The 23,799-nt window shown below is 71.6% G+C and carries 21 protein-coding genes; 13 read left to right on the forward strand and 8 right to left on the reverse strand.

Going from position 1 to position 23,799, the window contains the following annotated elements; all coding sequences use genetic code 11:
- Positions 1-32 precede the first annotated feature (32 nt).
- The 3 genes from ACIBK0_RS30620 to ACIBK0_RS30630 all read left to right on the forward strand — a co-directional run bounded on the left by ACIBK0_RS30620 (position 33) and on the right by ACIBK0_RS30630 (position 3,127).
- Positions 33-1,598, forward strand: a complete 1,566-nt coding sequence (locus ACIBK0_RS30620; protein ID WP_399087039.1) for an aromatic amino acid ammonia-lyase — start codon at positions 33-35, stop codon at positions 1,596-1,598.
- The gene (locus ACIBK0_RS30625) at positions 1,595-2,455 is read left to right on the forward strand and encodes a MurR/RpiR family transcriptional regulator (protein ID WP_399087041.1); all 861 of its coding nucleotides are present in this window, start codon (positions 1,595-1,597) and stop codon (positions 2,453-2,455) included. The genes ACIBK0_RS30620 and ACIBK0_RS30625 overlap by 4 nt, the downstream gene beginning before the upstream one ends.
- Before the next feature lie 102 nt (positions 2,456-2,557).
- Entirely contained in the window at positions 2,558-3,127 is a 570-nt protein-coding gene (locus ACIBK0_RS30630) for a hypothetical protein (RefSeq protein WP_399087044.1), read from the forward strand.
- A 19-nt stretch (positions 3,128-3,146) separates the two neighbouring features.
- Here ACIBK0_RS30630 and ACIBK0_RS30635 read toward each other — a convergent pair whose 3' ends face one another.
- From ACIBK0_RS30635 to ACIBK0_RS30655, 5 genes are all read right to left on the reverse strand, one after another.
- Complete coding sequence (locus tag ACIBK0_RS30635) at positions 3,147-3,521, reverse strand: hypothetical protein (RefSeq protein ID WP_399087046.1); 375 nt, start codon at positions 3,519-3,521, stop codon at positions 3,147-3,149.
- A gap of 16 nt (positions 3,522-3,537) precedes the next feature.
- Positions 3,538-4,047: a roadblock/LC7 domain-containing protein gene (locus ACIBK0_RS30640; protein WP_399087048.1), complete on the reverse strand. Its 510-nt coding sequence runs from the start codon at positions 4,045-4,047 to the stop codon at positions 3,538-3,540.
- A gap of 64 nt (positions 4,048-4,111) precedes the next feature.
- A complete protein-coding gene (locus ACIBK0_RS30645; protein WP_399087050.1) occupies positions 4,112-4,927 on the reverse strand; it encodes a transcriptional regulator in 816 nt (271 codons plus the stop codon).
- Positions 4,924-5,322 carry a hypothetical protein gene (locus ACIBK0_RS30650; protein ID WP_399087052.1) on the reverse strand — a complete coding sequence of 133 codons (399 nt, stop codon included), beginning with the start codon at positions 5,320-5,322 and terminating at the stop codon, positions 4,924-4,926. Before ACIBK0_RS30650 ends, ACIBK0_RS30645 begins: the two co-directional genes overlap by 4 nt.
- Before the next feature lie 320 nt (positions 5,323-5,642).
- The gene (locus tag ACIBK0_RS30655) at positions 5,643-7,097 is read right to left on the reverse strand and encodes a diaminopimelate decarboxylase (protein WP_399087054.1); all 1,455 of its coding nucleotides are present in this window, start codon (positions 7,095-7,097) and stop codon (positions 5,643-5,645) included.
- Between the two features lie 148 nt (positions 7,098-7,245).
- Between ACIBK0_RS30655 and hutU the strand changes: the two genes are divergently transcribed.
- The 4 genes from hutU to hutI all read left to right on the forward strand — a co-directional run bounded on the left by hutU (position 7,246) and on the right by hutI (position 12,735).
- Complete coding sequence (gene hutU / locus ACIBK0_RS30660) at positions 7,246-8,910, forward strand: urocanate hydratase (RefSeq protein ID WP_399087056.1); 1,665 nt, start codon at positions 7,246-7,248, stop codon at positions 8,908-8,910.
- Complete coding sequence (locus ACIBK0_RS30665; protein WP_399087058.1) at positions 8,907-10,136, forward strand: allantoate amidohydrolase; 1,230 nt, start codon at positions 8,907-8,909, stop codon at positions 10,134-10,136. The genes hutU and ACIBK0_RS30665 overlap by 4 nt, the downstream gene beginning before the upstream one ends.
- Positions 10,133-11,494 (forward strand): formimidoylglutamate deiminase, encoded by a 1,362-nt coding sequence (locus tag ACIBK0_RS30670; protein WP_399087060.1) that lies wholly within the window; start codon positions 10,133-10,135, stop codon positions 11,492-11,494. Before ACIBK0_RS30665 ends, ACIBK0_RS30670 begins: the two co-directional genes overlap by 4 nt.
- A 65-nt stretch (positions 11,495-11,559) precedes the next feature.
- Positions 11,560-12,735 carry an imidazolonepropionase gene (hutI, locus tag ACIBK0_RS30675; RefSeq protein ID WP_399087062.1) on the forward strand — a complete coding sequence of 392 codons (1,176 nt, stop codon included), beginning with the start codon at positions 11,560-11,562 and terminating at the stop codon, positions 12,733-12,735.
- A gap of 15 nt (positions 12,736-12,750) precedes the next feature.
- Here hutI and ACIBK0_RS30680 read toward each other — a convergent pair whose 3' ends face one another.
- Positions 12,751-14,343, reverse strand: coding sequence for a ricin-type beta-trefoil lectin domain protein (locus ACIBK0_RS30680; RefSeq protein ID WP_399087064.1), 1,593 nt, complete (start codon positions 14,341-14,343; stop codon positions 12,751-12,753).
- 197 nt (positions 14,344-14,540) lie between these two features.
- On the reverse strand, positions 14,541-15,473 hold the full coding sequence (locus ACIBK0_RS30685; RefSeq protein ID WP_399087066.1) for an RNA polymerase sigma factor SigF: 933 nt from the start codon (positions 15,471-15,473) through the stop codon (positions 14,541-14,543).
- A gap of 238 nt (positions 15,474-15,711) precedes the next feature.
- Between ACIBK0_RS30685 and ACIBK0_RS30690 the strand changes: the two genes are divergently transcribed.
- The 6 genes from ACIBK0_RS30690 to ACIBK0_RS30715 all read left to right on the forward strand — a co-directional run bounded on the left by ACIBK0_RS30690 (position 15,712) and on the right by ACIBK0_RS30715 (position 21,268).
- Positions 15,712-16,080 (forward strand): STAS domain-containing protein, encoded by a 369-nt coding sequence (locus tag ACIBK0_RS30690; RefSeq protein WP_399087068.1) that lies wholly within the window; start codon positions 15,712-15,714, stop codon positions 16,078-16,080.
- A 245-nt stretch (positions 16,081-16,325) separates the two neighbouring features.
- Positions 16,326-16,871, forward strand: a complete 546-nt coding sequence (locus ACIBK0_RS30695) for an ATP-binding protein (RefSeq protein WP_399087070.1) — start codon at positions 16,326-16,328, stop codon at positions 16,869-16,871.
- A gap of 173 nt (positions 16,872-17,044) precedes the next feature.
- Positions 17,045-17,749, forward strand: a complete 705-nt coding sequence (locus tag ACIBK0_RS30700) for an LPXTG cell wall anchor domain-containing protein (RefSeq protein ID WP_399087072.1) — start codon at positions 17,045-17,047, stop codon at positions 17,747-17,749.
- Positions 17,750-17,838: 89 nt separating this feature from the next.
- Positions 17,839-18,804: a hypothetical protein gene (locus tag ACIBK0_RS30705; RefSeq protein WP_399087074.1), complete on the forward strand. Its 966-nt coding sequence runs from the start codon at positions 17,839-17,841 to the stop codon at positions 18,802-18,804.
- 14 nt (positions 18,805-18,818) lie between these two features.
- Entirely contained in the window at positions 18,819-19,895 is a 1,077-nt protein-coding gene (locus tag ACIBK0_RS30710; protein ID WP_399087192.1) for a hypothetical protein, read from the forward strand.
- A gap of 62 nt (positions 19,896-19,957) precedes the next feature.
- Entirely contained in the window at positions 19,958-21,268 is a 1,311-nt protein-coding gene (locus tag ACIBK0_RS30715; RefSeq protein WP_399087194.1) for a hypothetical protein, read from the forward strand.
- A 920-nt stretch (positions 21,269-22,188) separates the two neighbouring features.
- Here the strand turns inward: ACIBK0_RS30715 and ACIBK0_RS30720 are convergent.
- Positions 22,189-23,685, reverse strand: a complete 1,497-nt coding sequence (locus ACIBK0_RS30720) for an oligopeptide:H+ symporter (protein ID WP_399087076.1) — start codon at positions 23,683-23,685, stop codon at positions 22,189-22,191.
- Positions 23,686-23,799 lie beyond the last annotated feature (114 nt).

Consider the following 23,799-nt stretch of genomic DNA (forward strand, 5'->3'; position numbering starts at 1 on the left):
CCAATGTCCGTGTTGAGGGGAGTTTGGGCTTTATGTCGTCTCAGGATGTGGATACGCCGAGTGCGGTGTCGGCGGGCCTCGTGGTTCTGGACGGGGTCGGCACCGGCGTCACCGATGTCGTGCGCCTCGCCGACGGGACCGCGCGGCCGGTCCCCGGCACCGACGCGATGAAGCGCGTCGAGGAATCCTGGGACGCGGCCCGGCAGATCGCCGCGACGGGCCGCGTCTACGGCCGATCCACCGGCGTCGGCGCCAACCGGAACGAGGACGTGCCGACCGAGGCCGCCGCCGAACACGGCCTGCGCCTGCTGCGCAGCCACGCGGGCGCCATCGGTGAGGAACTCCCCGCCCGCCAGGTCCGCGCCATGCTCGCCGTCCGCGCCAACCAGCTCCTCGCCGGCGGAGCGGGGCTGCGGCCCACCGTCGTCACGGCGTTGTGCGAAGCGCTGGAGACCGGCGCGTATCCCGTCGTGAACGAGTTCGGGTCCGTGGGCACGGGCGACATCGCGGCGCTCGCACAGGTGGGGCTCGCGCTGGTGGGCGAGCATCCCTGGCGGCGCCCGGAGGGCGGACACTCCATCGAGGACCTCGTCCTGGAGAGCGGGCGCTCCCCGCAGGACCTCGCCCCGGCCCCCCAGCCCCTGGACAACAACGACGCCCTCGCGCTCATCAGCAGCAACGCGCTCACGCTCGGACAGGCCGCGCTCGCGCTGCACGAACTGCGCGGGCTGATCGGGGCCACCCAGGTCGTGGCCGCGCTGTCGCTGCTGGCCGTCGACGGGTCGCACGAGGCGTACGCGGCGCCCGTGCACGCCGCCCGCCCGCACCGAGGGTCGGTCGAAGTGGCGCGGCGGATGCGGGAGTTGATCGGCGCGGCCGACCGGCCGACGCCGCCGCTCGGACGGATCCAGGACCCGTACGGCTTCCGGTGCGTCCCACAGATCCACGGACCCGCGCACGACGCGGCGGACGCGCTGGAGGCGGTCCTCACGGTGGAGATCAACGCCGCCGCCGAGAACCCCCTCATCTCGCCCGAGGACATGGCCGCGTACCACCACGGCGGCTTCTACCAGGCCCAACTCGCCCTGGCCCTGGACCACTTCAGGCTCGCCGTCACCCAGGTCGCCCGTCTGTCGACCTCCCGGCTCTCCACGCTGAACGAGCCCGCCTACACCCGGCTGCGCCCCTTCCTCGCCGACCACGAGCCCGCGTCCTCCGGCGTGATGATCCTGGAGTACGCCGCCGGGGCCGCCCTCGGCGATCTGCGGGCCTTCTCCGCACCCGCCTCGCTCGGCCACGCTGTACTCTCCCGGGGCGTCGAGGAGCAGGCGAGCTTCGCCTCGCTCGCGGCGCGTCAGACACTGCGGGCGTGCGGTGCGTACCGTCTCGTCGTCGGCTGTGAGCTGGTCGCCGCCGTACGGGCGCTGCGCCAGCGCGACCTGCGGCCCGAGCCGGAGCTGCCGGTGGGCCGCGCGCTGGAGCTGGCCGAGTCGGTGCTCGAACCGGACCAGGCCGACCGGCCGCTCACGGACGATGTGACGGCGGCGGCCGCACTGCTGGACCGTTTCACGGAGATCTGGAGGGGGAGCACGTCATGAGCGTGGACAGGGATATGAACGTGACGGACAGTCCTGCCGCACGGCTGCAGGCGCTCTTCGAGGGGCACCGGCTCACGCCGACCCAGCGGCGCATCGCGCACAGCATGGTGCGCAGCGCCGCCGATGTGCCGTTCCTGTCCAGCGTCGAGCTGGCCGAGCTCGCCGGGGTCAGCCAGCCGTCGGTCACCCGCTTCGCGGTCGCGCTCGGCTTCGACGGCTACCCGGCGCTGCGCAAACACCTGCGCGAGGTCGCGCCGGCGGAGCAGACGGTGGACTCGGGGTCGTACAACGAGTACCAGCAGGCTGTCGAGGCCGAGATCGAGAACCTGAAGCACCTCGCGGAGGTGCTCGCCGACCCGCGCCCGGTCGCGAAGGCGGGCCGCCTGCTTGCCGCCTCCCGCCCGCTCCCGGTGCTCGGCCTGAGGGCCGCCGCCTCCCAGGCGTACGGCTTCGCGTACTTCGCCGCCAAGGTCCACCCCGACGTACGGCTGCTGCACGAGGGCGGCACGATGCTCCAGGACCGCATCGACGCGGCGGTCAAGGCCGGATCGACGGCGCTGCTGTGCTTCGCGCTGCCGCGGCATCCGCGCGAGGTCGTGGACTCCCTCGCCTACGCGAAGGAAGCCGGCCTGACCGTCGTCACGGTCGCCGACTCCGCCTTCGCGCCGGTCGCCAAGGTGTCGGACCTGCTGCTCCCCGCCGCCGTCGGCACCGGCCTCGCCTTCGACACGGCCTGCGCCCCGATGCTGCTGGGCCGTGTCCTCCTGGAGGCGATGTGCGACGACCTGCCGGACGCGCAGGCCCGGCTGGAGCAGTTCGACACGCGGGCCGCGGTGCGGGGCCTGTTCGTGGAGTAGTCACGGTTTGGTGGAGTACCCGTGCCTTCTCAGATTCGTCTCACCTTCGCTGACTAGCCTGCGCGGCCAAAAGGGCTGAACGGTGAGCTGAGGAGGCGGATCGTGGCGCGCGGAGGGCAGGGGCTGGCTCGGGTGGCCGTCGTCGTGCGGGCGGGAGCCGCACCGCTGTGGTGGTGTGGGGTGTTCGCGGCCGGGATCGGGGTGCTGATCCCGGGGGTGACCGGGCGCCGGATCGGGGTCATGGCAGGGGCGGCGCTGTTCATCGTCGCGGCCGCCGTGGTGGCGTACTGGCGCCGCAAGCGGTACGCCGTCCTGGTCCGCTCCGCCGCCCGGGCCGGCAAGCACGACGTCCTCCAGGACCGCGCCGTGACGGTACGCAACTGGCGCCGGGGCCACCGCTGGTGGCTCCTGGCCGCCTTTGTGGCCGCGCTGGGCAGCTCGTTCGTGGTGCCCGCCGCGGGCGGCATGCTGCTCGCCGGCGCGGGCATCGGCCTGTGGTTGAAGGCCGGCTGGCTCGGGCGCCGCGAACGCACCGAGCAGGCCCTGATCTGGGTGCGCGTCGACTGGCTCGGCAGGGGTGCGGGCGCCCCCGCGGGCAAGCCGGTCAAGGCCTGCCGGGCCACCGGCGTCGCGGCAGGCGACGCCGCGCCCGGCGGAGCGCGGCGCCGCTGACCGTGTCGAAGCGGACTCGCTACACCTCCAGGTCCGCCTCGATCTTCTTCAGCTGGTGCCGGGCCATCGCCAGGTTGGACCGCTTCTGGTCGAGCACCAGGTAAAGGAAGAGGCCGTTGCCGCCGCGCCCCTTGAGCAACCGGATCAGGTGGTACTGGTCGGACAGCGTGATCAGGATGTCCTCGATCTCGCCCTTCAGACCGAGGTGCTCCATGGTGCGCAGCTTGGCCCGTACGACGTCGGTGTTGCCGGCCGCCGCGACGGTGAGGTCGAAGCCCTTGCTGCCGCCGATCGTGCCCAGCGCCATTCCGCTGGTGTAGTCGACGAGGGCGGCTCCGGTCGCGCCCTCGATGGATGCGAGCGCCTCTTTCAGCGCGGTTTCGGTGTTGGCCATGGTGCTGTGATTCCTTTCAGCTTTCCGACGTGGTCGGGGTGTTGGGGGTAGGGGTGGTGCGCGCGGCTGCCGAGCCGCGGGCCGTACGGGTCCGCGAAGTGCTGGAGGCGGTCTTCGTGGATGCCCTGGTCGGTGGGGTCGGTTCACCGCGGGCCGTCGCGGCGTCCACGAGCTCCCCGATCCGGGTGCCGGAGCGGCGCCCCTCCAGATGGAGCCGGCCGACGTTGACCCGGTCCTGGGCGAGCAGCGTCAGCACGGCGGAGGCACCCGCCGCATACGTCGCCACATAGCCGTGGACGCCGCGCACCAGCAGCTCGCGGAAGTCGCCCTGCCCGGTGGCGTCCGCCATCCGCACGGCGACGCCCAGTGCGGCCGCGGTGAGTGCGGCCAGGCCCTCCGGCTCCACGCCTGGGGTGTCCTGGGCGAGGACGAGACCGTCGACGCTGGCCGCGAGCGCTCCGGTCAGCTGGGGCACTCGGGCCCTCAACCGGTGGAGTTCGTCGAGGACTTCGGGCTCCGCCGCCATCAGCAGTCTCCTCTCGGCACGCTGTCGCAGCGCGCGGATCACAAGGCCTCCCGCGGGTCGGGGCTCACAGGGCCTCCAGCGCGTCTCGCAGCCGCCGCAGCAGAGCCACGTCGGGATCGTCGGAGGGCTGCGTGAGCACACTGGGCACGGGAGGCGGCTGCGCCGGGGCCGCCGCCGTCACGAGCCCGGCGGCGGCCAGTCGGCGCAGGTCGACCAGGGTGTGGAACGCGGGCCGTCCCAGCGCGAGCGAGACATCCGCCGCGGTGCGCACGCCGTCCAGCCGGCCGAGCACGGCTTCCTGGCGCAGCGGGACCGACGGCCCGGCGGCCAGTCGGGAGCGCACGAGCGGCGCGGTGTCCGTCGCCGGGTCGGGCCAGATGCGGTGCAGCAGCTCGCGGCGGCGCACGGTCTCGCGCTCCAGCGCGGCCACCGGCACGGGGCGGACGGGGCCGAGCCAGTGCGCGGCCCCGTACCGGAAGCGGGTCGGGGTGCTGCTCGGCCCGAGCGCGAAGTACGCCGCGTCGTACAGCGAGCCGAGGTGGCACAGCTCCAGCGCGCCCTTGGCGATCCGGCCGCTGTCGACCAGGAAGCGGCCGACCCGGCGGCGTGCCCCGGCCGCGGCGACGGCCTCCCGCCACACCTCGGCGTCCAGCACCCCGCGGGCGGCGAACAACACGTCGAGCCCTGGTGTGGAGGGGCTCTCGGCGTGCACCACGTCGCCGTCGGCGAGGTAGAGCGTGCCGCGCTCGCGGATGAGGACGCCGGTGGCCCGTTCGGCGGCGAGCCGGCTGAGCATCGGCGAGACGCCGGTACCCGGGGCGTCCGCCGCTCTGTCCCGTACGGGCAGCTTGGGCGGGGGAGGTGTCCTGACCGTCGTCATCCCAGCACCAGCCGTCCGGCCATCTGGCCGAGCCGGATGCGGGCCAGCGCGAGATTGCCGTCCGCGCGGGCCATCCAGAGGTGCAGGAACACACTGCTGTCGAAGGTGGTCCGCACGAACCGCAGCAGGTGGTAGCTGTCGCGATTGCTGATGATCAGGTCCTCGACGGGTGTCTCCTGCTCGGACCAGTCGGAGCCGTCCGCAGGGGCGAACGCCCGGTGCTCCGCGGCCAGCCGGGCCAGCTCCGCGGCCTCCGCCGCGGTCGTCTCGTGGTCACCGCCCGGCGCGTCCCCGACAGTGCCCAGCGCCAGGCCGCTGGTCCAGTCGACCACCGCGGCACCCCGGGCACCGGGCAGTGTCATGGCTTCCAGTAGGCACTCGTCGATTCCGGGCACCGTGTTTCCCCTCCCGCCAAGGGTTCGGTCGAGTGACGCCGAAGTTACGCAACGTGTGCGCGGGGGGTGAGGGATCTGGCATTTTCATGTGGAACATGCCCGGGATGGCTAAGGTGGGTCAACTGACCATATTTTCCGGCCGGTTGAATCCACCCCGGAGGCCTTTCAGGGGGCGCGCGCGGGTGCGCCGGGGCGCACGGCGGCGTGGTGCGGCGCCGGTGACGGCGCCTGCGTGCACCCGGTGACGGCGATAGCGTGCACCCGGTGACGGCGCGAGCGTGCACCCGGTGACGGCGCGAGCGCGGGCCCGGTCGCCGGGGCTAAAGCCCCGTGAGCGCCGACGGCTGCGCCCCGCCCGACTCCGCGACGATCTCGTCCAGAGTCTGCGGCTCCCGTACGACCGCGAAGCGCACCCCACCCTCTCCGTCCGGCGCGAAGCCGTAAATGCCCGGCCGGGCAAGGGAGTTGTACGCGTAGTGGTGGGCGAAGTAGTACGCCCCCGTGTCCAGCGCGGCCGCGTAGTCGCCCTGTTCGAGCAACGGCAGTGCGCGCCCCTCGGCGAGGAGGTCGCCCGCGAAGCAGGCGGGGCCCGCGATGTCCTGGACGACGTCCGGCCCCGCCTTGGGGCGGCCCTTCGCGTCGTACGCGGCGATCCGCAACGGCCAGGACGCGGGCGCGTACACCGTGCGGGCCGCCACCTGCACCCCGGCATGCGTGACCGCCACCGCCCGGCCCCCGGCGGACTTCGTGTACTCGACCCGCGCGAGCACCGTCCCGTGCTTGGCGAGCAGCGACCGCCCGAACTCGGTGACCAGTCCGTACCGCCCGTCGAAGAGGCCGGGGACCACCTCGGCGAGCAGCCGTGCGTACTGCGCGTATGTCGGGGCCGTCGCGTCGGAGCCGAAGTTCACCGGCAGCCCGCCGCCCAGGTCGATCGTGTCGATCTGCCGCCGTCCGATGTGCCGGTTGATCTCCTCGGCCAGCGCGTACGTCTCCGCCACGCCCCGCGCCATCAGCGACAGCGGGATGCCCTGAGACCCGGTGTGCGCGTGCAGACGGGTCAGCCACGGGCGGTCGGCGTACGCCCCGACGACCCACTCGCGGGCACCCTCGTCCCGCAGCGCGACCCCGAACTTCGAGGTCGGCGTGGCGGTCGACAGTGCCTCGATGGAACCCCCGCCGACCTGCGTATTTACCCGGATTCCGAGGGGGGAGCGGGTGCTCGTGGACCGCATCAGGCCGTCGATGCGGTCCAGCTCCTGCGGATTGTCCGCGTTGACCGCGATGCCCAGTGCCAGTGCCTCGCGCAGCTCGGCGGACGTCTTGGCGGGGGAGTCGAGCACGATGTGCGCCGGCGGCACTTGGGCCGTCCGCGCGAGCGCCAGCTCTCCGGGGCTCGCCACCTCCGCGCCGATGCCCTGCTCGTACAGCAGCCGCAGCACGGGTACGAGGGGGGTCGCCTTCACCGCGAAGGCGTGCAGCACCGGGGTGCCGGGAGCGGCCACCGCGTCGAAGGCGGCTCGCAGTGCTGCCGCCGAGGCCCGGATGCCGGGGACGTCGAGGAGCGCGACGATGGGGGTTCCGGGTCCGAGAAGTCCCTGCTCCACGGCGGCCCGGACGGCTTCGTCGCGCCGGACGGCGCGGTGGGGGTCCGGCTCACCGCCGGCGTCGGATGTTCTGCCGGACCCATGGCCGACTCCGCCGCCGGGAAACGCCGTCGTCGCATCCACGCCGTCGCCCACCGGATCCCCTGTCCTGTCCCTGTCTGCGCCCATACATCCCAGCCAAACATCCACGACGTGCCCGCGCTGGGCCATGCGCCTATTGACTAGCTCTATTCAAGAAGTCAGGATGTGAATATCTACTGCAACAGTCCGCTGGAGCAGTCCGCAGAGCCGGAACAGTCCGCATAGGAGGCAGACCATGTCAGGACCCCGCCCCGTACGAGCGCCGCGCGGTACGGAACTGAGTGCCCTGGGATGGCAGCAGGAAGCCGCCCTGCGGATGCTGCAGAACAACCTCGACCCCGAGGTCGCCGAGCACCCCGACAAGCTCGTCGTCTACGGCGGCACCGGCAAGGCCGCCCGCGACTGGCGCTCCTTCGACGCCATGGTCCGCACGCTGCAGACCCTGAAGCAGGACGAGACGATGCTCGTCCAGTCCGGCCGCCCCGTCGGCGTCATGCAGACCCACGAGTGGGCCCCCCGCGTCCTCATCGCCAACTCCAACCTCGTCGGCGACTGGGCGAACTGGGAGGAGTTCCGGCGCCTCGAGCAGCTGGGCCTGACCATGTACGGCCAGATGACCGCCGGTTCCTGGATCTACATCGGCACCCAGGGCATCCTCCAGGGCACCTACGAGACCTTCGCCGCCGTCGCCGCGAAGAAGTTCAACGGCACCCTCGCGGGCACCATCACGCTGACCGCCGGCCTCGGCGGCATGGGCGGCGCCCAGCCGCTCGCCGTGACGATGAACGACGGTGTCGCGATCTGTATCGACTGCGACCCGCGCGCCATCGAGCGCCGCATCGAGCACCGCTACCTGGACGTTCGCGCGGATTCGCTCGAGCACGCCCTCCAGCTCGCCGTCGAGGCCCGCGACCAGCGCAAGCCGCTCTCCATCGGTCTGCTCGGCAACGCCGCCGACCTGCTGCCGCGGATGCTCGCCGAGGGAGCGCCCATCGACATCGTGACCGACCAGACCTCGGCCCACGACCCGCTCGCCTACCTCCCCGTCGGCGTCGACTTCGACGACATGGCCGACGCGGCCGCCAAGGACCCGGCGGGCTTCACCACCCGCGCCCGCGAGTCCATGGCCCAGCACGTCGAGGCCATGGTCGGCTTCATGGACGCCGGTGCCGAGGTCTTCGACTACGGCAACTCCATCCGCGGTGAGGCCCAGCTCGCCGGCTACGACCGGGCCTTCGCCTTCCCCGGCTTCGTCCCCGCCTACATCCGCCCCCTCTTCTGCGAGGGCAAGGGCCCCTTCCGCTGGGCGGCGCTCTCCGGTGACGCGCAGGACATCGCCAAGACCGACAAGGCGATCCTCGAGCTCTTCCCGGAGAACGAGTCCCTGCACCGCTGGATCAAGATGGCGGGTGAGCGCGTGCACTTCCAGGGCCTGCCCGCCCGTATCTGCTGGCTCGGCTACGGCGAGCGCGACAAGGCCGGCGAGCGCTTCAACGACATGGTGGCCTCCGGTGAGCTGGCGGCCCCCCTTGCCATCGGTCGCGACCACCTCGACTGCGGGTCCGTCGCGTCGCCGTACCGCGAGACCGAGGCCATGCTCGACGGTTCCGACGCGATCGCCGACTGGCCGCTGCTGAACGCCATGGTGAACGTGGCCTCGGGCGCGTCCTGGGTCTCCATCCACCACGGTGGCGGCGTCGGCATGGGCCGGTCCATCCACGCCGGTCAGGTGTCCGTCGCCGACGGAACCAAGCTCGCCGGCGAGAAGATCCGTCGCGTGCTCACGAATGACCCCGGCATGGGTGTCATCCGCCACGTGGACGCCGGGTACGACATCGCCGAGTCCGTCGCCGACGAGCGCGGCGTGCGGGTGCCGATGCGTGAGGGTGGCGAGGCGTGACCTTCCACAGCATGTGGGCGGAGCTGCTGCCGATCGGCCGCAGTTCCGCCTCCGGGGGATACCGCCGGTTCGCCTGGACCGGGGCCGACGCCGACTGCCGGGCCTGGTTCCGGGCGCAGGCCGATGCCCGGGGGCTCACCTACGAGGTGGACCGGAACGGGAATCAGTGGGCCTGGCTGGGGGACCCCGCGGAGGGGGACGCCGTTGTCACCGGGTCGCACCTGGACTCCGTGCCCGACGGCGGGGCGTTCGACGGGCCCCTCGGGGTCGTGTCGTCCTTCGCCGCGCTGGACGAACTGCGCGCCCGCCATGTGAAGTTCACCCGGCCCCTCGCCCTCGTGAACTTCGGTGACGAGGAAGGTGCCCGGTTCGGGCTGGCGTGCGTCGGGTCGCGGCTCGCCGCGGGGCAGCTCACCGTCGAGCAGGCGCACCGGCTGACGGACGCGGACGGGATCACGCTGCCGCAGGCCATGGAGCGGGCCGGGTACGACCCGGACACCATCGGGCCGGACCCCGAGCGGCTCGCCCGCATCGGCGCCTTCGTCGAACTGCACGTCGAGCAGGGGCGCGCCCTCGACCTCAGCGGCGACCAGGTCGGCATCGCCAGTGCCATCTGGCCGCACGGCCGCTGGCGGTTCGACTTCCGGGGTGAGGCCAACCACGCGGGCACCACCCGACTGGTGGACCGCCGGGACCCGATGCTGTCGTACGCCGAGACCGTGCTCGCCGCCCGCCGCGAAGCCCAACTCGCGGGCGCCGTCGCCACCTTCGGCAAGATCTCCGTCGAGCCGAACGGCGTGAACGCCATCCCCTCCCTCGTCCGCGGCTGGCTCGACTCCCGCGCCGCCGACCAGGCGACCCTCGACACGGTCGTGACCGGCGTCGAGGAGGCGGCCCGCGAGTACGCGAAGGCACACGGCGTCGAACTCGACGTCGTCCGTGAGTCGTTCACCCCTGTCGTGGAGTTCGAGCACGCCCTGCGCGACGAGCTCGCCCGCATCCTGGGCAAGGACGTGGAAGGGGACGCGGGACTCACGGTCCCCGTCCTGGGTACCGGTGCGGGACACGACGCCGGAATCCTCTCCGGCACCGTCCCGACCGCCATGCTGTTCGTACGCAACCCCACGGGTGTCTCGCACTCCCCGGCCGAGTACGCCGCCGAGGACGACTGCGAGGCCGGGGTGACCGCACTCGCCGACGTACTCGAAGGGCTGGCCTGCAGGTGACGACGCAGACGTACTGGCTGGAGCACGCCTGGCTCGACACCCACGTCGAGCCGGGCGTCGCCCTGACCGTGTCGACAGGCGGCTCCGCCGCGGGGGAGGACGGCCGCATCACCGCCGTCCGTACCGGGCTCGACAGCCCGCCCCCCGGCGCCGAGATCCTCCGCGGACTCACCCTCCCCGGGCTCGCCAATGCCCACTCGCATGCTTTCCACCGCGCCCTGCGCGGAACCGTCCAGGTCGGCTCCGGCACCTTCTGGACGTGGCGCGAGATCATGTACTCCTTCGCGGACCGGCTGACCCCGGACACCTACCACGCGCTCGCCCGCGCGGTGTACGCGGAGATGGCGCTCGCGGGCGTCACGGCCGTCGGCGAGTTCCACTACGTGCACCACGCTCCGGGCGGCATCGCGTACGCCGACCCGAACGCGATGGGCGAGGCGCTCATCGCCGCCGCCGCCGAAGCCGGGATCCGGATCACCCTCCTCGACACCGCCTACCTGTCCTCCGGGTTCGGGCAGCCCCCGAACCCGCACCAACTCCGCTTCTCCGACGGCACGGCCGATGCCTGGGCGGAACGCTGTTCAGTTCTCAAGGACCGGGATCACGCACGGATCGGTGCGGCGATTCACTCGGTGCGGGCCGTGCCCGCCGGGCAGCTGGCGACGGTCGCCCGATGGGCCGAGGAGCGGCGGGCCCCGCTGCATGTACACCTGTCCGAGCAGACGGCGGAGAACGACGCCTGCCAGGAGGCGCACGGCTGCACGCCCACGCGGCTGCTCGCCGACCACGGTGTCCTCGGCCCGCGCACGACCGGTGTCCACAACACGCACCTCACGGACGAGGACATCGCCCTGATCGGTGGCTCGGGGACCGGCACCTGTATGTGCCCCACCACCGAGCGCGATCTCGCCGACGGCATCGGACCCGCCGTCGCCCTCCAGCGAGCGGGCTCGCCCCTCTCCCTGGGCTCCGACAGCCACGCCGTCATCGACCTCCTCGAAGAGGCCCGCGCGATGGAGCTGAACGAGCGGCTGCGCACCCGCACCCGCGGTCACTGGACGGCGGCCGCCCTCCTGCGTGCCGCCTCCGCGGACGGCCACGCGGCCCTGGGCTGGGACGGCGCGGGCATCCTGGAGACGGGTGCGCTCGCCGACTTCACGACGATCGCCCTCGACTCGGTCAGAACCGCGGGACCGCTGCCGCGCCTCGGGGCCGAGACGGCCGTATTCGCCGCGACGGCGGCCGACGTACGCCACACGGTCGTGGGCGGCCGGCACGTCGTACGAGACGGTGCGCACACCCTCGTCCCCCATGTGCCGACAGCCCTCGCCGACGCCATCGACGCCCTGCGCGCCTGACGCCCACCACCGGTCCCGCCACCCGCGGTCCGGTCACCCCCGGTCCCGCCACCCACGAGGACACCATGAGCAGCACGACGGTCATCACCAACATCGCCGGCCTGGTCACCAACGACCCCTCCCTCGGTGACAACTCCCCCCTCGGTCTGATCCAGGACGCGGCCGTCGTCATCGACGGCGACCGCGTCGCGTGGACCGGTGAATCAAGCAAAGCACCCGCCACCGACAATCGCGTCGACGCCGGTGGCCGCGCGGTGATCCCGGGCTTCGTCGACTCCCACTCGCACCTGGTCTTCGCGGGCGACCGCACCCAGGAGTTCAACGCCCGCATGTCGGGCCGCAGCTACAGCGCGGGAGGCATCCGCACCACGGTCGCCGCGACCCGCGCCGCGAGCGACGAGGACCTGGAGCGCAACCTCACGCACTATCTCGGAGAGGCCCTGCGCCAGGGCACCACCACCTTCGAGACCAAGTCGGGCTACGGCCTCACCGTCGAGGACGAGGCACGGGCCCTGCGCCTCGCGGCCGCGCACACCGACGAGGTCACCTACCTCGGCGCGCACATCGTCCCGCCGGACTACGCCGACGACCCGGCGGCGTACGTGGCCCTGGTGACCGGCGAGATGCTCGACGCTTGTGCCCCGTACGCCCGGTGGGTCGACGTCTTCTGCGAGAAGGGCGCCTTCGACGGCGACCAGGCCCGCGCGATCCTCATGGCGGGCAAGGCGAAGGGCCTGCACCCGCGGGTCCACGCCAACCAGCTCTCGTACGGCCCCGGCGTCCAGCTCGCCGTCGAACTGGACGCGGCCAGCGCCGACCACTGCACCCACCTGACGGACGCGGACGTGGACGCGCTGGCGAGCGGCAACACCGTCGCGACGCTGCTTCCCGGCGCCGAGTTCTCCACCCGCGCCGAGTGGCCGGACGCGCGCCGCCTGCTGGACGCGGGTGTCACCGTCGCCCTCTCCACGGACTGCAACCCGGGTTCGTCCTTCACCTCGTCGGTGCCGTTCTGCATCGCGCTGGCGGTACGGGACATGCGCATGACCCCGGACGAGGCCCTCTGGTCGGCGACGGCAGGCGGTGCGGCGGCGCTGCGCCGTGACGACATCGGCCGTCTGACGCCGGGCGCCTACGCCGACCTGGCCTTCCTCGACGCCCCGAGCCATGTGCACCTGGCGTACCGGCCGGGGGTGCCGCTGGTGTCGGAGGTCTGGCGGCGTGGGGCTCCCGTCGCATAGCGGTCGGGGCGGCGCTCACGCGGCGGCGGAACCCGCCCGCCACCGCTGCTCCTCCCGCCCCTGCTCAGGAGCGAGGAAGAGCCCGTCGCCGTACGGCGTGACCGCGTGGTCCGGGGCGATGTCCGGGCGGATCACGCCGTCGCCGTCGACCGTGAAGCGCAGGTTCATGCCGTTGCGGCCGTAGACCGACCGGCACTCCCAGATGCCGACACCTCTGTCCGTGGAGCCGCGGCTGTCGAGGCAGAAGTCGGGGTCGGCGTACGACTGGAGGACGCCGCGGTCGGTGTCGACGCGCCACATCTGGGTGCGGGACGAGGTGCAGCGGGCCGTGATGACGTCGTTGCCCTCCTCGATGTCGCCGTCGCGGATGTCCAGGCAGAGTCCCGAGTCGGCGTTCACCACCTGGGCGAAGGTGCCGTTCGGGGGGTGGGACGCGGTGTGCGTGGGAGAGGGCTTCGGGGACGAACGGGTCGGCGAAGGTGTCTTCGCGGGCCGGGAAGTCGCCGTGGGGGAAGGAGACTTGGTCCTGTGTGTGGCGGACGGCGACGGGGGCAGTGAGACCGTCGCGGTCACCGTCACCGGAGGCGGTGCCTGAGGGGTCCGTACCGAACCGGCCGTCTTCGTGGGCTCCGATCCGCCCGACATCAGCAGGAACAGCAGCAGCGGCGCCACCGCGACGCCGAGCGCGGCCGAGGCGAGGACGACGCGCCGGGAGGGCAGCCAGTCCCCACCAGCCTTCGCCTTCGAGTGAGTCGGCGTCCCGTCCGTGCCACCCATCACGTACGCCGCCCCGCCCCACGGCAGCAGCCCCTCCGCCAGCGCCTCGCGCGGGGTGTCCCGCAGGGCGCCCAGCTCCTCGTACCCGGCGGCGCAGTGCGCGCAGTGCGCCATGTGGGCCTGCAGGTCGACGCTGTAGCGCGGGTTCTCGGGGTGCGCGGCCTCCTCGATCAGCCGGCGGAAGTCCTGGCAGCGGGGGTTGCCGGAGCGGGCGAGGCGGGTCTTGAGGCAGGCCTGGCGCAGCGTCTGGAACGCGGACTCCTTGCCGTAGGTCACGTCCGGGGGCGTGGCCCCGAGGAGCATCGCGGTCCTGGTGTCGGGCTCCTCGTCGACGACGCCGTACCAGACGAGTCCCTGGACGCGGGTCGGCAGCGCCTGGAACGCGTTGAGCATCGGCGGCACGGCTCCGTCCGGGCCCGCCTCACGGAAGTGGACGAGCAGGCCGGGGTCGAGGCGGCTCCCGCGCTCGTCCATGGCCCAGGAAGCGGCCACCCGCACTGTCAGGAGCAGCAGCCGGTGGCGCCAGGGCCCCCGGGGATCGATGCCGCGCGCGGTGTCGCGGGCCGCGAGGGCGAACGCCTGGGCCGTGAGCTGCCGTGCGGCGGACTCGCCCACCGTGCACAGCCGGGCGTACGAGAGGACCGCCGACCGGTGGCGCAGGCGTAGTTCGCGCAGCGCCGGATACGCGGTCGCGGTCTCGGCGCGCAGCAGTTCGGTGAGCCGTGCGTCCGAGACGGTGGCGAACATGCCCCTGCCCTCGGCGTCAGCTTCGTGCTCGCCCTCGTAACCGTGCCCGTCGTCCTCAGCGTCGGTCCGGCCGGCCCCAGCCATTCCCGTGCCTCCTCGCATCCCCGGTGCTCTGCCCGCCGTAGCCCTGACCTACTGGCGGGTATGGGGGTGCCCATAGTGATGGAGGTGAACCTTTGGGGAAAGGGGTTCCCGTGGGTAACCCCGTCCGATGCCAAGCTGTAACTGCGCCCGGCACCCCCTCACTTGGGGTACCGGGCGCACAACGCGACAGCGGGACGTCAGTCCTCGACCGTCAGCCCCTTCCGCAGCCGCACGAGCGTGCGCGACAGCAGCCGGGAGACATGCATCTGGGAGATGCCGAGTTCGTCGCCGATCTCGGACTGGGTCATATTGGCGACAAAGCGCAGCGAGAGGATCTGGCGGTCACGCGCCGGGAGTTCGGCTATCAGCGGCTTCAGGGACTCCACGTACTCGATGCCTTCGAGTCCGTGGTCCTCGTAGCCGATGCGGTCCGCGAGCGCGCCCTCGGAGTCGTCCTCCTCGGGCTGGGCGTCGAGCGAACTGGCCGTGTAGGCGTTGGAGGCCGCCATGCCCTCGACGACCTCGTCGTTGCTGAGACCGAGGCGTTCCGCCAGCTCTCCCACCGTCGGAGCGCGATCGAGTCTCTGGGCGAGTTCGTCGCCCGCCTTGGCCAGGTCCAGGCGGAGTTCCTGCAGCCTGCGCGGTACGCGCACGGACCATGAGGTGTCGCGGAAGAAGCGCTTGATCTCGCCGATGATGGTCGGCATCGCGAAGGTGGGGAACTCGACGCCTCGGCTCAGTTCGAAGCGGTCGATCGCCTTGATCAGGCCGATCGTGCCGACCTGGATGATGTCCTCCATCGGCTCGCTGCGGGAGCGGAAGCGGGAGGCGGCGAACTTCACCAGCGCGAGGTTGAGTTCCACGAGTGTGTTGCGCACGTACGAGTACTCGTACGTGCCTTCTTCGAGGGACTCCAGCCGCTCGAAGAGTGTTTTGGACAGGGCCCGTGCGTCCACCGGCCCCACCTCGTCGTAAGGGGGGATCTCCGGGAGTCCGTCGAGTCCGTCGAGTCCGTCGAATCCGCTGGTTCCATCGGCTTCGTCGAGGTGCTCCGGGCGTCCCAGAGGGGGTGCCGACGTCGCCGTCTGGGTCTGCGATGCGTCGAGCCGGGGTGACATGGTGTCCTCCATCGTTCTCGGCATATGGCCGCCGATGCCAATTCGTGCACTGCGGTGTGCGGCGCCTCCAAAGCCGGCCGTGTCGAATAGCTGTCTCTACTAGCCCTACCCGCTTTCGTGAGCTTGTCGCAAGTGCGTTTCATTGCTAAATGTCCGTTTTCATGGGGTTGTTCGGGTGTCAGGGGTCGTGAGGAAGGCGTAGTGTTCGAGTGCGTACATCAGCAGTCGCGACGCTCGGGAGAGAGACGGCATGGACCGCGGGACGGTCGGCAGCGCACAGTCGGGCCGGCTTCTTGTCGAGGTGCGGGAAGAGGGCTCAAGCGCCGTCGTGACCCCCGCGGGTGAGTTGGATCACCACACGGCCGATTTGTTGCGTGAGCCACTCGAGGACTGCCTCGACAAGGGGTATGCCCGTCTGGTGGTCGACTGCTCACGTCTCGAATTCTGTGATTCCACCGGGCTCAATGTGCTGCTCGGCGCCCGGCTGAAGGCCGAGGCCGCGGGTGGCGGGGTTCATCTGGCCGGGATGCAGCCGGTGGTGGCCCGGGTCTTCGAGATCACCGGGGCGGAGGCCGTCTTCACCGTCCACGAGACGCTCGACGCGGCCCTGGCCGACTGATCCGCCCGGCCCCGGCGACGTCGAAGTTGTGACTCAGTTGCCCCCATGTGATCGCCGCGTTACTTGCGTCACATCTTCCGTGCCGAATAAGTGGGTGTTCGGACGGTTCGGTCGGGCAGGAGACATCCTGAACACGTCGGCAGCGCATATGTCGGCAGCCAAAGCGGCGAACGCGCCGTTGATCCCTACGTACTGAGTACTGAGTCTTGAATCGTGAACCGGTGAATCGGTGAGGTGAAGCGCTGATGAGCACCACCCGGCCTTACTCGCCGGGCGACCGCGGCCCGGAGTCGGGTGACGGCGGCGCTTCCGGGGCGTCCGCGGACGGCGTGACGCCCGGAGACGGCGCGTCCCGGGGCGGCGTTGCCGTCCCCTCCGCAGGCCGTCAGGCCCGCAGGCTGAACTTCGACGGCGCGAGCGGAGTCGTGCCGCTCGCTCGCGACTTCACCCGTCAGGCGCTTCACGCCTGGGGCTGGCTGCCCGCCGCGAGCGCCGACCGGCGGGCCGCCGCCGAGGACGTCCTGCTGGTCGTCTCCGAGCTTGTCACCAACGCCTGTCTGCACGCCGAGGGCCCGGACGAACTCTGGATCGCCTGCGACAGCAAGGTGCTGCGCCTCGAGGTCTCCGACCGGGGCACCGGCCAGCCCGCCCCGCGCACCCCGCACCGCGCCGGACGCCCCGGCGGCCACGGGATGTTCATCGTGCAGCGGCTGTGCCTCGACTGGGGGGTCGTGCGGACTCCGGGGGTCGCGGGCAAGACCGTGTGGGCGGAGCTCGGGGCGCCCGCGTAACCGTCATCTGGGGTTACCCAGGGTTCGAACCCCTCTTCGTACGTCGCCGTATGCGCGCCGGATCTCCTCAGATCCGGCGCGCACTTTGTCTTCCCTCCACAAGACCCCGGGCGTACTTTGAGCGCCCAATCTGATGTGCCGTCAGTAAATTTCGGCGACGAGGGGACTTCGAGGTGTCGTACCGGACGTACCAGAAACGAACCGCCGCGCTCGCGTTCGCCGCGGCCCTGGCCGGCTCGGCGGTGCTGATGGCCGCCCCCGCCGCCCAGGCCGACGTGGTGAACGTCAACTACCAGTGCAAGACGCCGATCGGCGACAAGAGCGCCGTCTCGCCGATCGACATCAAGAGCGTCAAGAGCGGCAGCGGCTACAAGCTCACCATGTCCTGGCAGAAGGGCGTCTCCTCCAGTCCGGTGGAGCTGGGCAAGGGGGCGATGAAGCCGAGCGCCGTGATCAAGGTGGGTGGCGCGGACAGCGGCACGGTGCCCGTGAGCGGCCCGGCCAACGCCGCCGCGATCCCCGCCAACACTCCCATCAAGATCAGCGACTTGAGCGGCACGTACACGCCGAAGAAGTCCGGCACGGTCACCTTCACCGCGGGCGTGCTCACCATCAAGGCGCTCGGCACGACGACCACCTGCACGCCGTCGAACAATCCGAAGCCCTCGCTGACCCTCGACGTCACGGCCGCGAGCGGCGGTTCGGGATCGTCGAGTTCCGGCCAGACGCAGAGCGGTTCCGACTCCGGCGGCCAGCTCCCGCAGACCGGCCCCGAGGACTCGGCGATCGCCCTCGGCACCCTCGGCGGCACGGTGCTGCTCGCCGGCGCGGCGGGCGTGCTGTGGCTGACGCGCAGGCATCAGGCGGTACGCCGCTGAGACACCTGGTATGTCGTACGCCCACCCGTCGCCCGACCACCGCCCCTCAAGGAGGCGCTGAGCGCCGCCTCCGTATTTGGGAGCCGCTTGTGCCGTACGCACTCTCCGCTGCCCGCGTGCTGGGCCTGACCTTGGTGTTGTCGATCACGGCACCGGTGCCCCCGGCCCTGGCCGACGACGGCTGGTCCGTGGTGCCGTCCGCGAGTACAGCGGGTACGGCGGACGGTCGGCCGTACGTCTACGCGGAGGGTGCGCCCGGCACGGTCCTGCAGGACGCCGTGTCCGTGCTCAACCCGGGTGCGCGGCCGCTCACCGTCCGGCTGCGCGGCGCGGACGCCGACAACACCAAGGGCGGCGGCTTCACCGTACGGAGGAAGTCGACGGACACCGGCGCGTGGATCGGCTTCGCGCGGGAGAGGGACGGCCACCGGACGGCGGTGCGCGAGGTGTCCGTACGGGTTCCCGCGCACACCCGCGCCGACGTGCCGTTCACCCTGAGCGTCCCGGCGGGCGCGGCGCCCGGCGACCACCCCGGCGCGGTCGTCGCGAGCGGCGGCGGCCGAACCTCGGCGGTGCGGGTCCAACTGCGGGTGAGCGGACCGACGTTGTCGGCCCTCACCGTCGAGCATGTCGCCGTGCGCGCCGGCCGGATCTCGTACGAGCTGGTCAACCGCGGCACCACCGTCCTCACCCCGACGCTCGCGGTGCACGCCGACGGCGTCTTCGGCGAGCTTCTCGACCGCGCCCCGCGCACGCTGCCCCTCGAACTCCTGCCGGGCCGCCGCGTCACGCTCAGCGAACCGTGGCACGACACCCCGGCGCTGGACGCGGTCGACGTGCGGCTGACGGTGACGGCGGCGGGCGGGGCGCACGACACGGAGTCCGCGTCAGCACGGTTCGTGCCGTGGGGCGCGGTCGTGGGGACCGGGGGCGGACTCGCGGCGGCGGTGGGCGCCTGGCTGGTCCTACGACGACACAGGCGCCGTGGGCCGGGCGGCGAGGCGCGTGAGGAAGAGCCGCGTACGGAAGTCGAGTTGACGGGAGCGGTGTCGTGAGCGTCAAGGTGCGGATGGCGGCGCTGGGGGCGGTGCTCGCGCTCGTCCTGGTCCCGCTGACGGGGACGGCCGCGGTGTCCGCCGACGGGAAGCCGAGTGTGAAGCTGTCCAAGTCCCAGGCAGGAACGGGCGGTTCGATCACGGTGACCGGCAGCGGATGGCGGTCCAAGACCTTGCTGATGATGCTGATCTGCGGGCAGTCCGTGCCGTCCCGGGGCGTGATCGGCGGCACCAACTCCTGTGCCAACGCGGACGGCCGGGCCGTCACCACCGACGCGAAGGGCAGTTTCAGCAAGCGGCTGCCGGTCACCGAGCCGCCCAAGCCGTGTCCGTGCGTGGTGCACGTCGCCACGGTCACGGGGGAGAAAGCGGAGGCGGACGCCATCTTCATGGTGGCCGGGCACTCGGTCGAGCCGCTGCCGAAGGAGGAGAGCGGCGGGCGGCTCTCGGTGCTGACGGACACCCGGCTCGACGGGGCGAGCGGCCTGCTCACCTGGTTCGGCTCGCCGCCCTCCCGCAAGCTCGTCTTCACCGTCGGCAATGTCGGCACGGCTCCCGTGAAGAACCCGGTCTTCCAGGTCGGCACCTCCCACGGGGTGTTCGCCCCGCAGTGGGAGGAACAGCAGTGGCGCGGCACGATCGCGCCGGGCCGCAAGGCGCAGATCAAACTCCCCGTCGAGCTGTCGGCCGGTGCGCACGGCGACTACATGGTCTCCCTGAAGTACGGCGGCAAGGTGCTCGCCGAGCAGCCGTGGGGCGTGGGCCGCCCCTGGGGCGTGACCCTCTTCTGGATCCTGCTCTGCGTGGTCGTGCCGGGCGCGGTGTTCCGCATCGGGATGACCGTGGTGGACCGGGTGCGGCCGCACAGGTCGAACGGGCGCGGGGGCCGTCACCGGGGTCTGCACCTGCCCGAACTCGCCCTCCGTATGCCGAAGTTGAGCCCGCCACCGGCCTCCGCGCCGGTGGCGTCGAAGACCTCCACGACCCCGACCCTGCCGTGGTTCACGCCGGACAGCGATCCGGGCACCACGGAGAACGGTCAGCTCTCCGCACCGCAAGAGAACAGCCCGACGACGAAGGGAAATACGTGAGCACGCAACGGAGAGTGGTACCGGCGGCCGGACGGAGAGTGAGCGCGGCCGGGGTCGCGCTGATGCTCGGCGGCGCGGGCATCCTGCTGGGTGTGGCCGCGGCCCCGGCCCAGGCGGCCGAGGTTTCGTACAAGACGGAATGCGTTCCGCCCTCGATCTCCGGGCTCCCCCCGGTCGAGGGCACGACGAAGGTGGAGATCACCGCGCCCGCCGAGGCGAAGGTGGGCGACGAGGTCACCATCACATGGAAGTTCGTCCAGGCGGCGTCGAAGAATCCCGACGTCATCGACCTGGAGAAGGACACGGTCAAGCCGACCGGCACGCTGAAGGCGGGCGGTGCGCAGACGGCCGACATCGCCATGGAAGGGCCCCGGTCGAACCCGGCGATCCCCAAGAACAGCGACATGAAACTGTCCGACATGACGGGCAAGCTGAAACTGACGGCGGCGGGTGACGTCACGCTGACCCCGGACGCGTACAACATCAATGTCAGCAAGCCCGTGTCCACGGACACGAAGTGCACCCCCAAGGAGACGGTGCAGTCCGCGGCGACGATCAAGGTGACGGGGAGCGGCGGGAGTTCGGGCGGTACGACGGGCGGGCTTCCGACGGGGACACCGACCCTGCCGACGGGGCTGCCGACACTGCCGACGGAGCTGCCCACGGGCTCCTCCACGCCGGCGCCGAGCGCGAGCGACACCGGGGGCACCGGCGGAAGCGACGCGGGCGGCGACTCCACCGGGGGCGACAGCGGCGGCCAGACGGACTTCACCGGCAAGGAAGTCTCCATCCCCTACCAGTGCAAGACGCCCATCGGCGACAAGAGCGCCACGTCCCCGGTGCAGATCAACGCCAAGAAGAACGGCGGGAGTTTCGACCTCACCGTCCAGTTCAAGAAGTCCGTGATGGACAGCCCGGCCGACATCCCCGCGGACTCGGTCAAGCCGTCGATGGAGGTCGTGCTGGGCGGCTCCGACAAGGGCACGGTCCATGTCGAGGGCCCCACCAACGCCAAGGAGATCAAGTCGGGCGACCCGATCGAGATCCCCGACCTCACGGGCACCTACAAGCCCGGCGCCAGCGGCAGTTCGACCCTCTCCCCGGGCGTCCTGACCGTGCAGGCCCTGGGCACGACCACGACCTGCACGCCGTCCAAGACGGAGGTCTCCCTGACCCTGGACACCGCGGAACAGGCGAGCGGCGCGTCGGGGGGCGGCTCGTCCGGCTCCGGTGACACATCGTCCAGCGGGGGTCTGGCGGAGACGGGCTCCGACAGCCACGGCGCGCTCAAGGCGCTCGGACTGGTCGCGGGGACGGTGATCCTGCTAGGCGGAGCGGTCTTCACGTTCCTGCCGGGACGGCGCCTGCGCTGAGCCGTCCCCACCCATCTGCACCGCGCGGGTGCGGGGTTCGCCGTATGTGCCCCGCACCCCGGGCCCCGGAGACATAGCCTCCCGCGCATGGCAGGGGAGCTGGAAGGTGAGGCGATCGACGAGATCGCGACCGGGATCGACGAAGAGCTGATCGCACTGCGCCGCCTTCCCCGGTGGGCACGTTCGCGGTCATGCCGGGCTTCGGGGCGCCCGGCCAGGACCATTTCCAGGTCGAGCTCACCGGACCGGAGGCCGCCGCCGACGCCGAGCGGTTCGCCGCCCTGGTCGAGGGGTGGTCGACCGTCGAGTACCCGCACACGTCCGAGGCGGTCGCGCGGCTCTGGGACGACCTCCGGACACCGGACGGCCCCCTGGCCCGCTTCGTCGTCGCCGACGCCGCGCCGGCCCCGAGGGACGGGGGCGCGGTCGTACGGGTGTGGCTGCGCACCTGGCCCGACAGCGGATACGCCGGGATACGCGCCGCGGTACGGGAATCCGTGGCTTCCCTGAGCGGCGTCCGGGTCGCGCTCCCGGCGGAGCCGTTCCCCTCCATGGTGTGCTCACCCGACTTGAGCGAAGCGGGCGCCGCGTATCTGCGGGGCTCGCTCGGCGCCGACGCCGTGACGGTTCACCACGCCTCGTTCCCCTTCAACGGCGAGGACTTCGCCCTCTGCCTGCGGGACGTACCCGGAGCGATGTTCTTCCTCGGCGTCGCGAACCCGGACGCCGGATTCAACGGGACACCGCACGCCCCGCCGCGGACGAACGCGCTGTGGGCATCGCGGTCCGCGCCATGGCCGGGCTCCTGCCGAGCCGACTCGGCGCGTTGTCCCAGCCGTGAACGTGCTGGAAACCCCGAAGGGCTCCCGCACCGGGTGGTGCGGGAGCCCTTCGGACATCAGGCGTCAGCCGGCGTTACGTCAGTGGACGTCGCCCATCAGCTGCTTGACCTTCTTGCGGTACATCCACACCGCGACACCGGCGATCACGGCGAGCGTGGCCTCCAGGGCGACGATGCCCGTCTTGTTGAGGTCGACCTCGGCGATGGAGAGGAGACCGGTCGTGGCGTCACCGGCGGTGACGGCCAGGAACCAGACACCCATCATCTGGGAGGCGTACTTCGCCGGGGCCATCTTCGTGGTGACGGAGAGGCCGACCGGAGAGAGCGTCAGTTCACCGACGGTCTGCACGAAGTAGATGGCGACCAGCCACATCGCGGCGGCCTTGTGACCGCCCTCGGCGATCGTCAGCGGAGCCAGGAAGAGGAAGAAGGAGGCGCCGATCAGGATCAGACCCGACGCGAACTTCGTGGCCGTGCTCGGCTCCTTGCCGCGCTTGTTCAGCGCCAGCCACGCCCAGGCGAAGACCGGGGCGAGCGCCATGATCATGACCGGGTTGACGGACTGGTACCAGGAGACCGGGAACTCCCAGCCGAAGATGGTGTTCTCGGCGGAGGAGTCGGCGAAGATCGACATCGTCGAGCCGCCCTGGTCGTAGATCATCCAGAAGACGGCCGCGGCGACGAAGAACCAGATGTACGCGGACATCTTCGACTGCTCGGCGCGGTCCAGGTCCTTGTCCCGCTTGATGCGGCCGATGACCATGATCGGGATGATCAGACCGGCGAGCGTGATCGGGACCAGCAGCCAGTTCAACGTGTAGTGACCGGAGAAGCCGACGATCGCGTAGAAGACGACGGCGACGGCGGCCCACAGCGCGGACTTGCGCAGCGTCGCGGCCTTCTCCTCGGCGGACAGCGGGGTGGGGACCTCGTGCGAGCGGGCGCTGAGGTGACGGCCGCCGAGCAGGTACTGGGCGAGGCCGAGGGCCATGCCGAGCGCGGCGAGCGCGAAGCCCAGGTGCCAGTTCACGTTCTCACCGACGGTGCCGATGATCAGCGGCGCGGCGAAGGCACCGAGGTTGATGCCGATGTAGAAGAGGGTGAAGCCACCGTCACGGCGCGCGTCGTCCGGGCCGTCGTAGAGGTGGCCGACCATCGTGGAGATGTTGGCCTTCAGCAGACCGGAACCGATCGCGACGAGGCCGAGGCCGCCGTAGAAGGTGCCGGACGAGGGCAGAGCCAGCGTGAGGTGGCCCAGCATGATGATCACACCCGCGACGGCGACCGTCTTGCGGGGGCCGAGGACACGGTCGGCGAACCAGCCGCCCGGCAGCGCGAGCAGGTACACGAGCGAGAGGTACACCGAGTAGATCGCGGTCGCGGTGGCCGCGCTCAGGTGCAGGCCGCCCGGTGCCACCAGGTACAGCGGGAGCAGTGCCTTCATGCCGTAGTAGGAGAAACGCTCCCACATCTCGGTCATGAAGAGAGTGGCCAGTCCGCGGGGGTGGCCGAAGAAGGTCTTCTCGGAACCGGGGGTGCCCGGGGTGACCGAGTCCTTCGTCAGGCTGGACGCCATGGTCGTTCCTTGCTGGTCGGGACGCGCTGCTTGAGCGTCGCGCGCCCGGTGGGGGGGCGGCCGGCACCGGCGGGGTACGACCATCCACCCCCACGCCCACGGGGATTCCGCTCC

The organism is Streptomyces sp. NPDC050564 (assembly GCF_044457265.1).
Classification (GTDB): Bacteria; Actinomycetota; Actinomycetes; order Streptomycetales; family Streptomycetaceae; genus Streptomyces.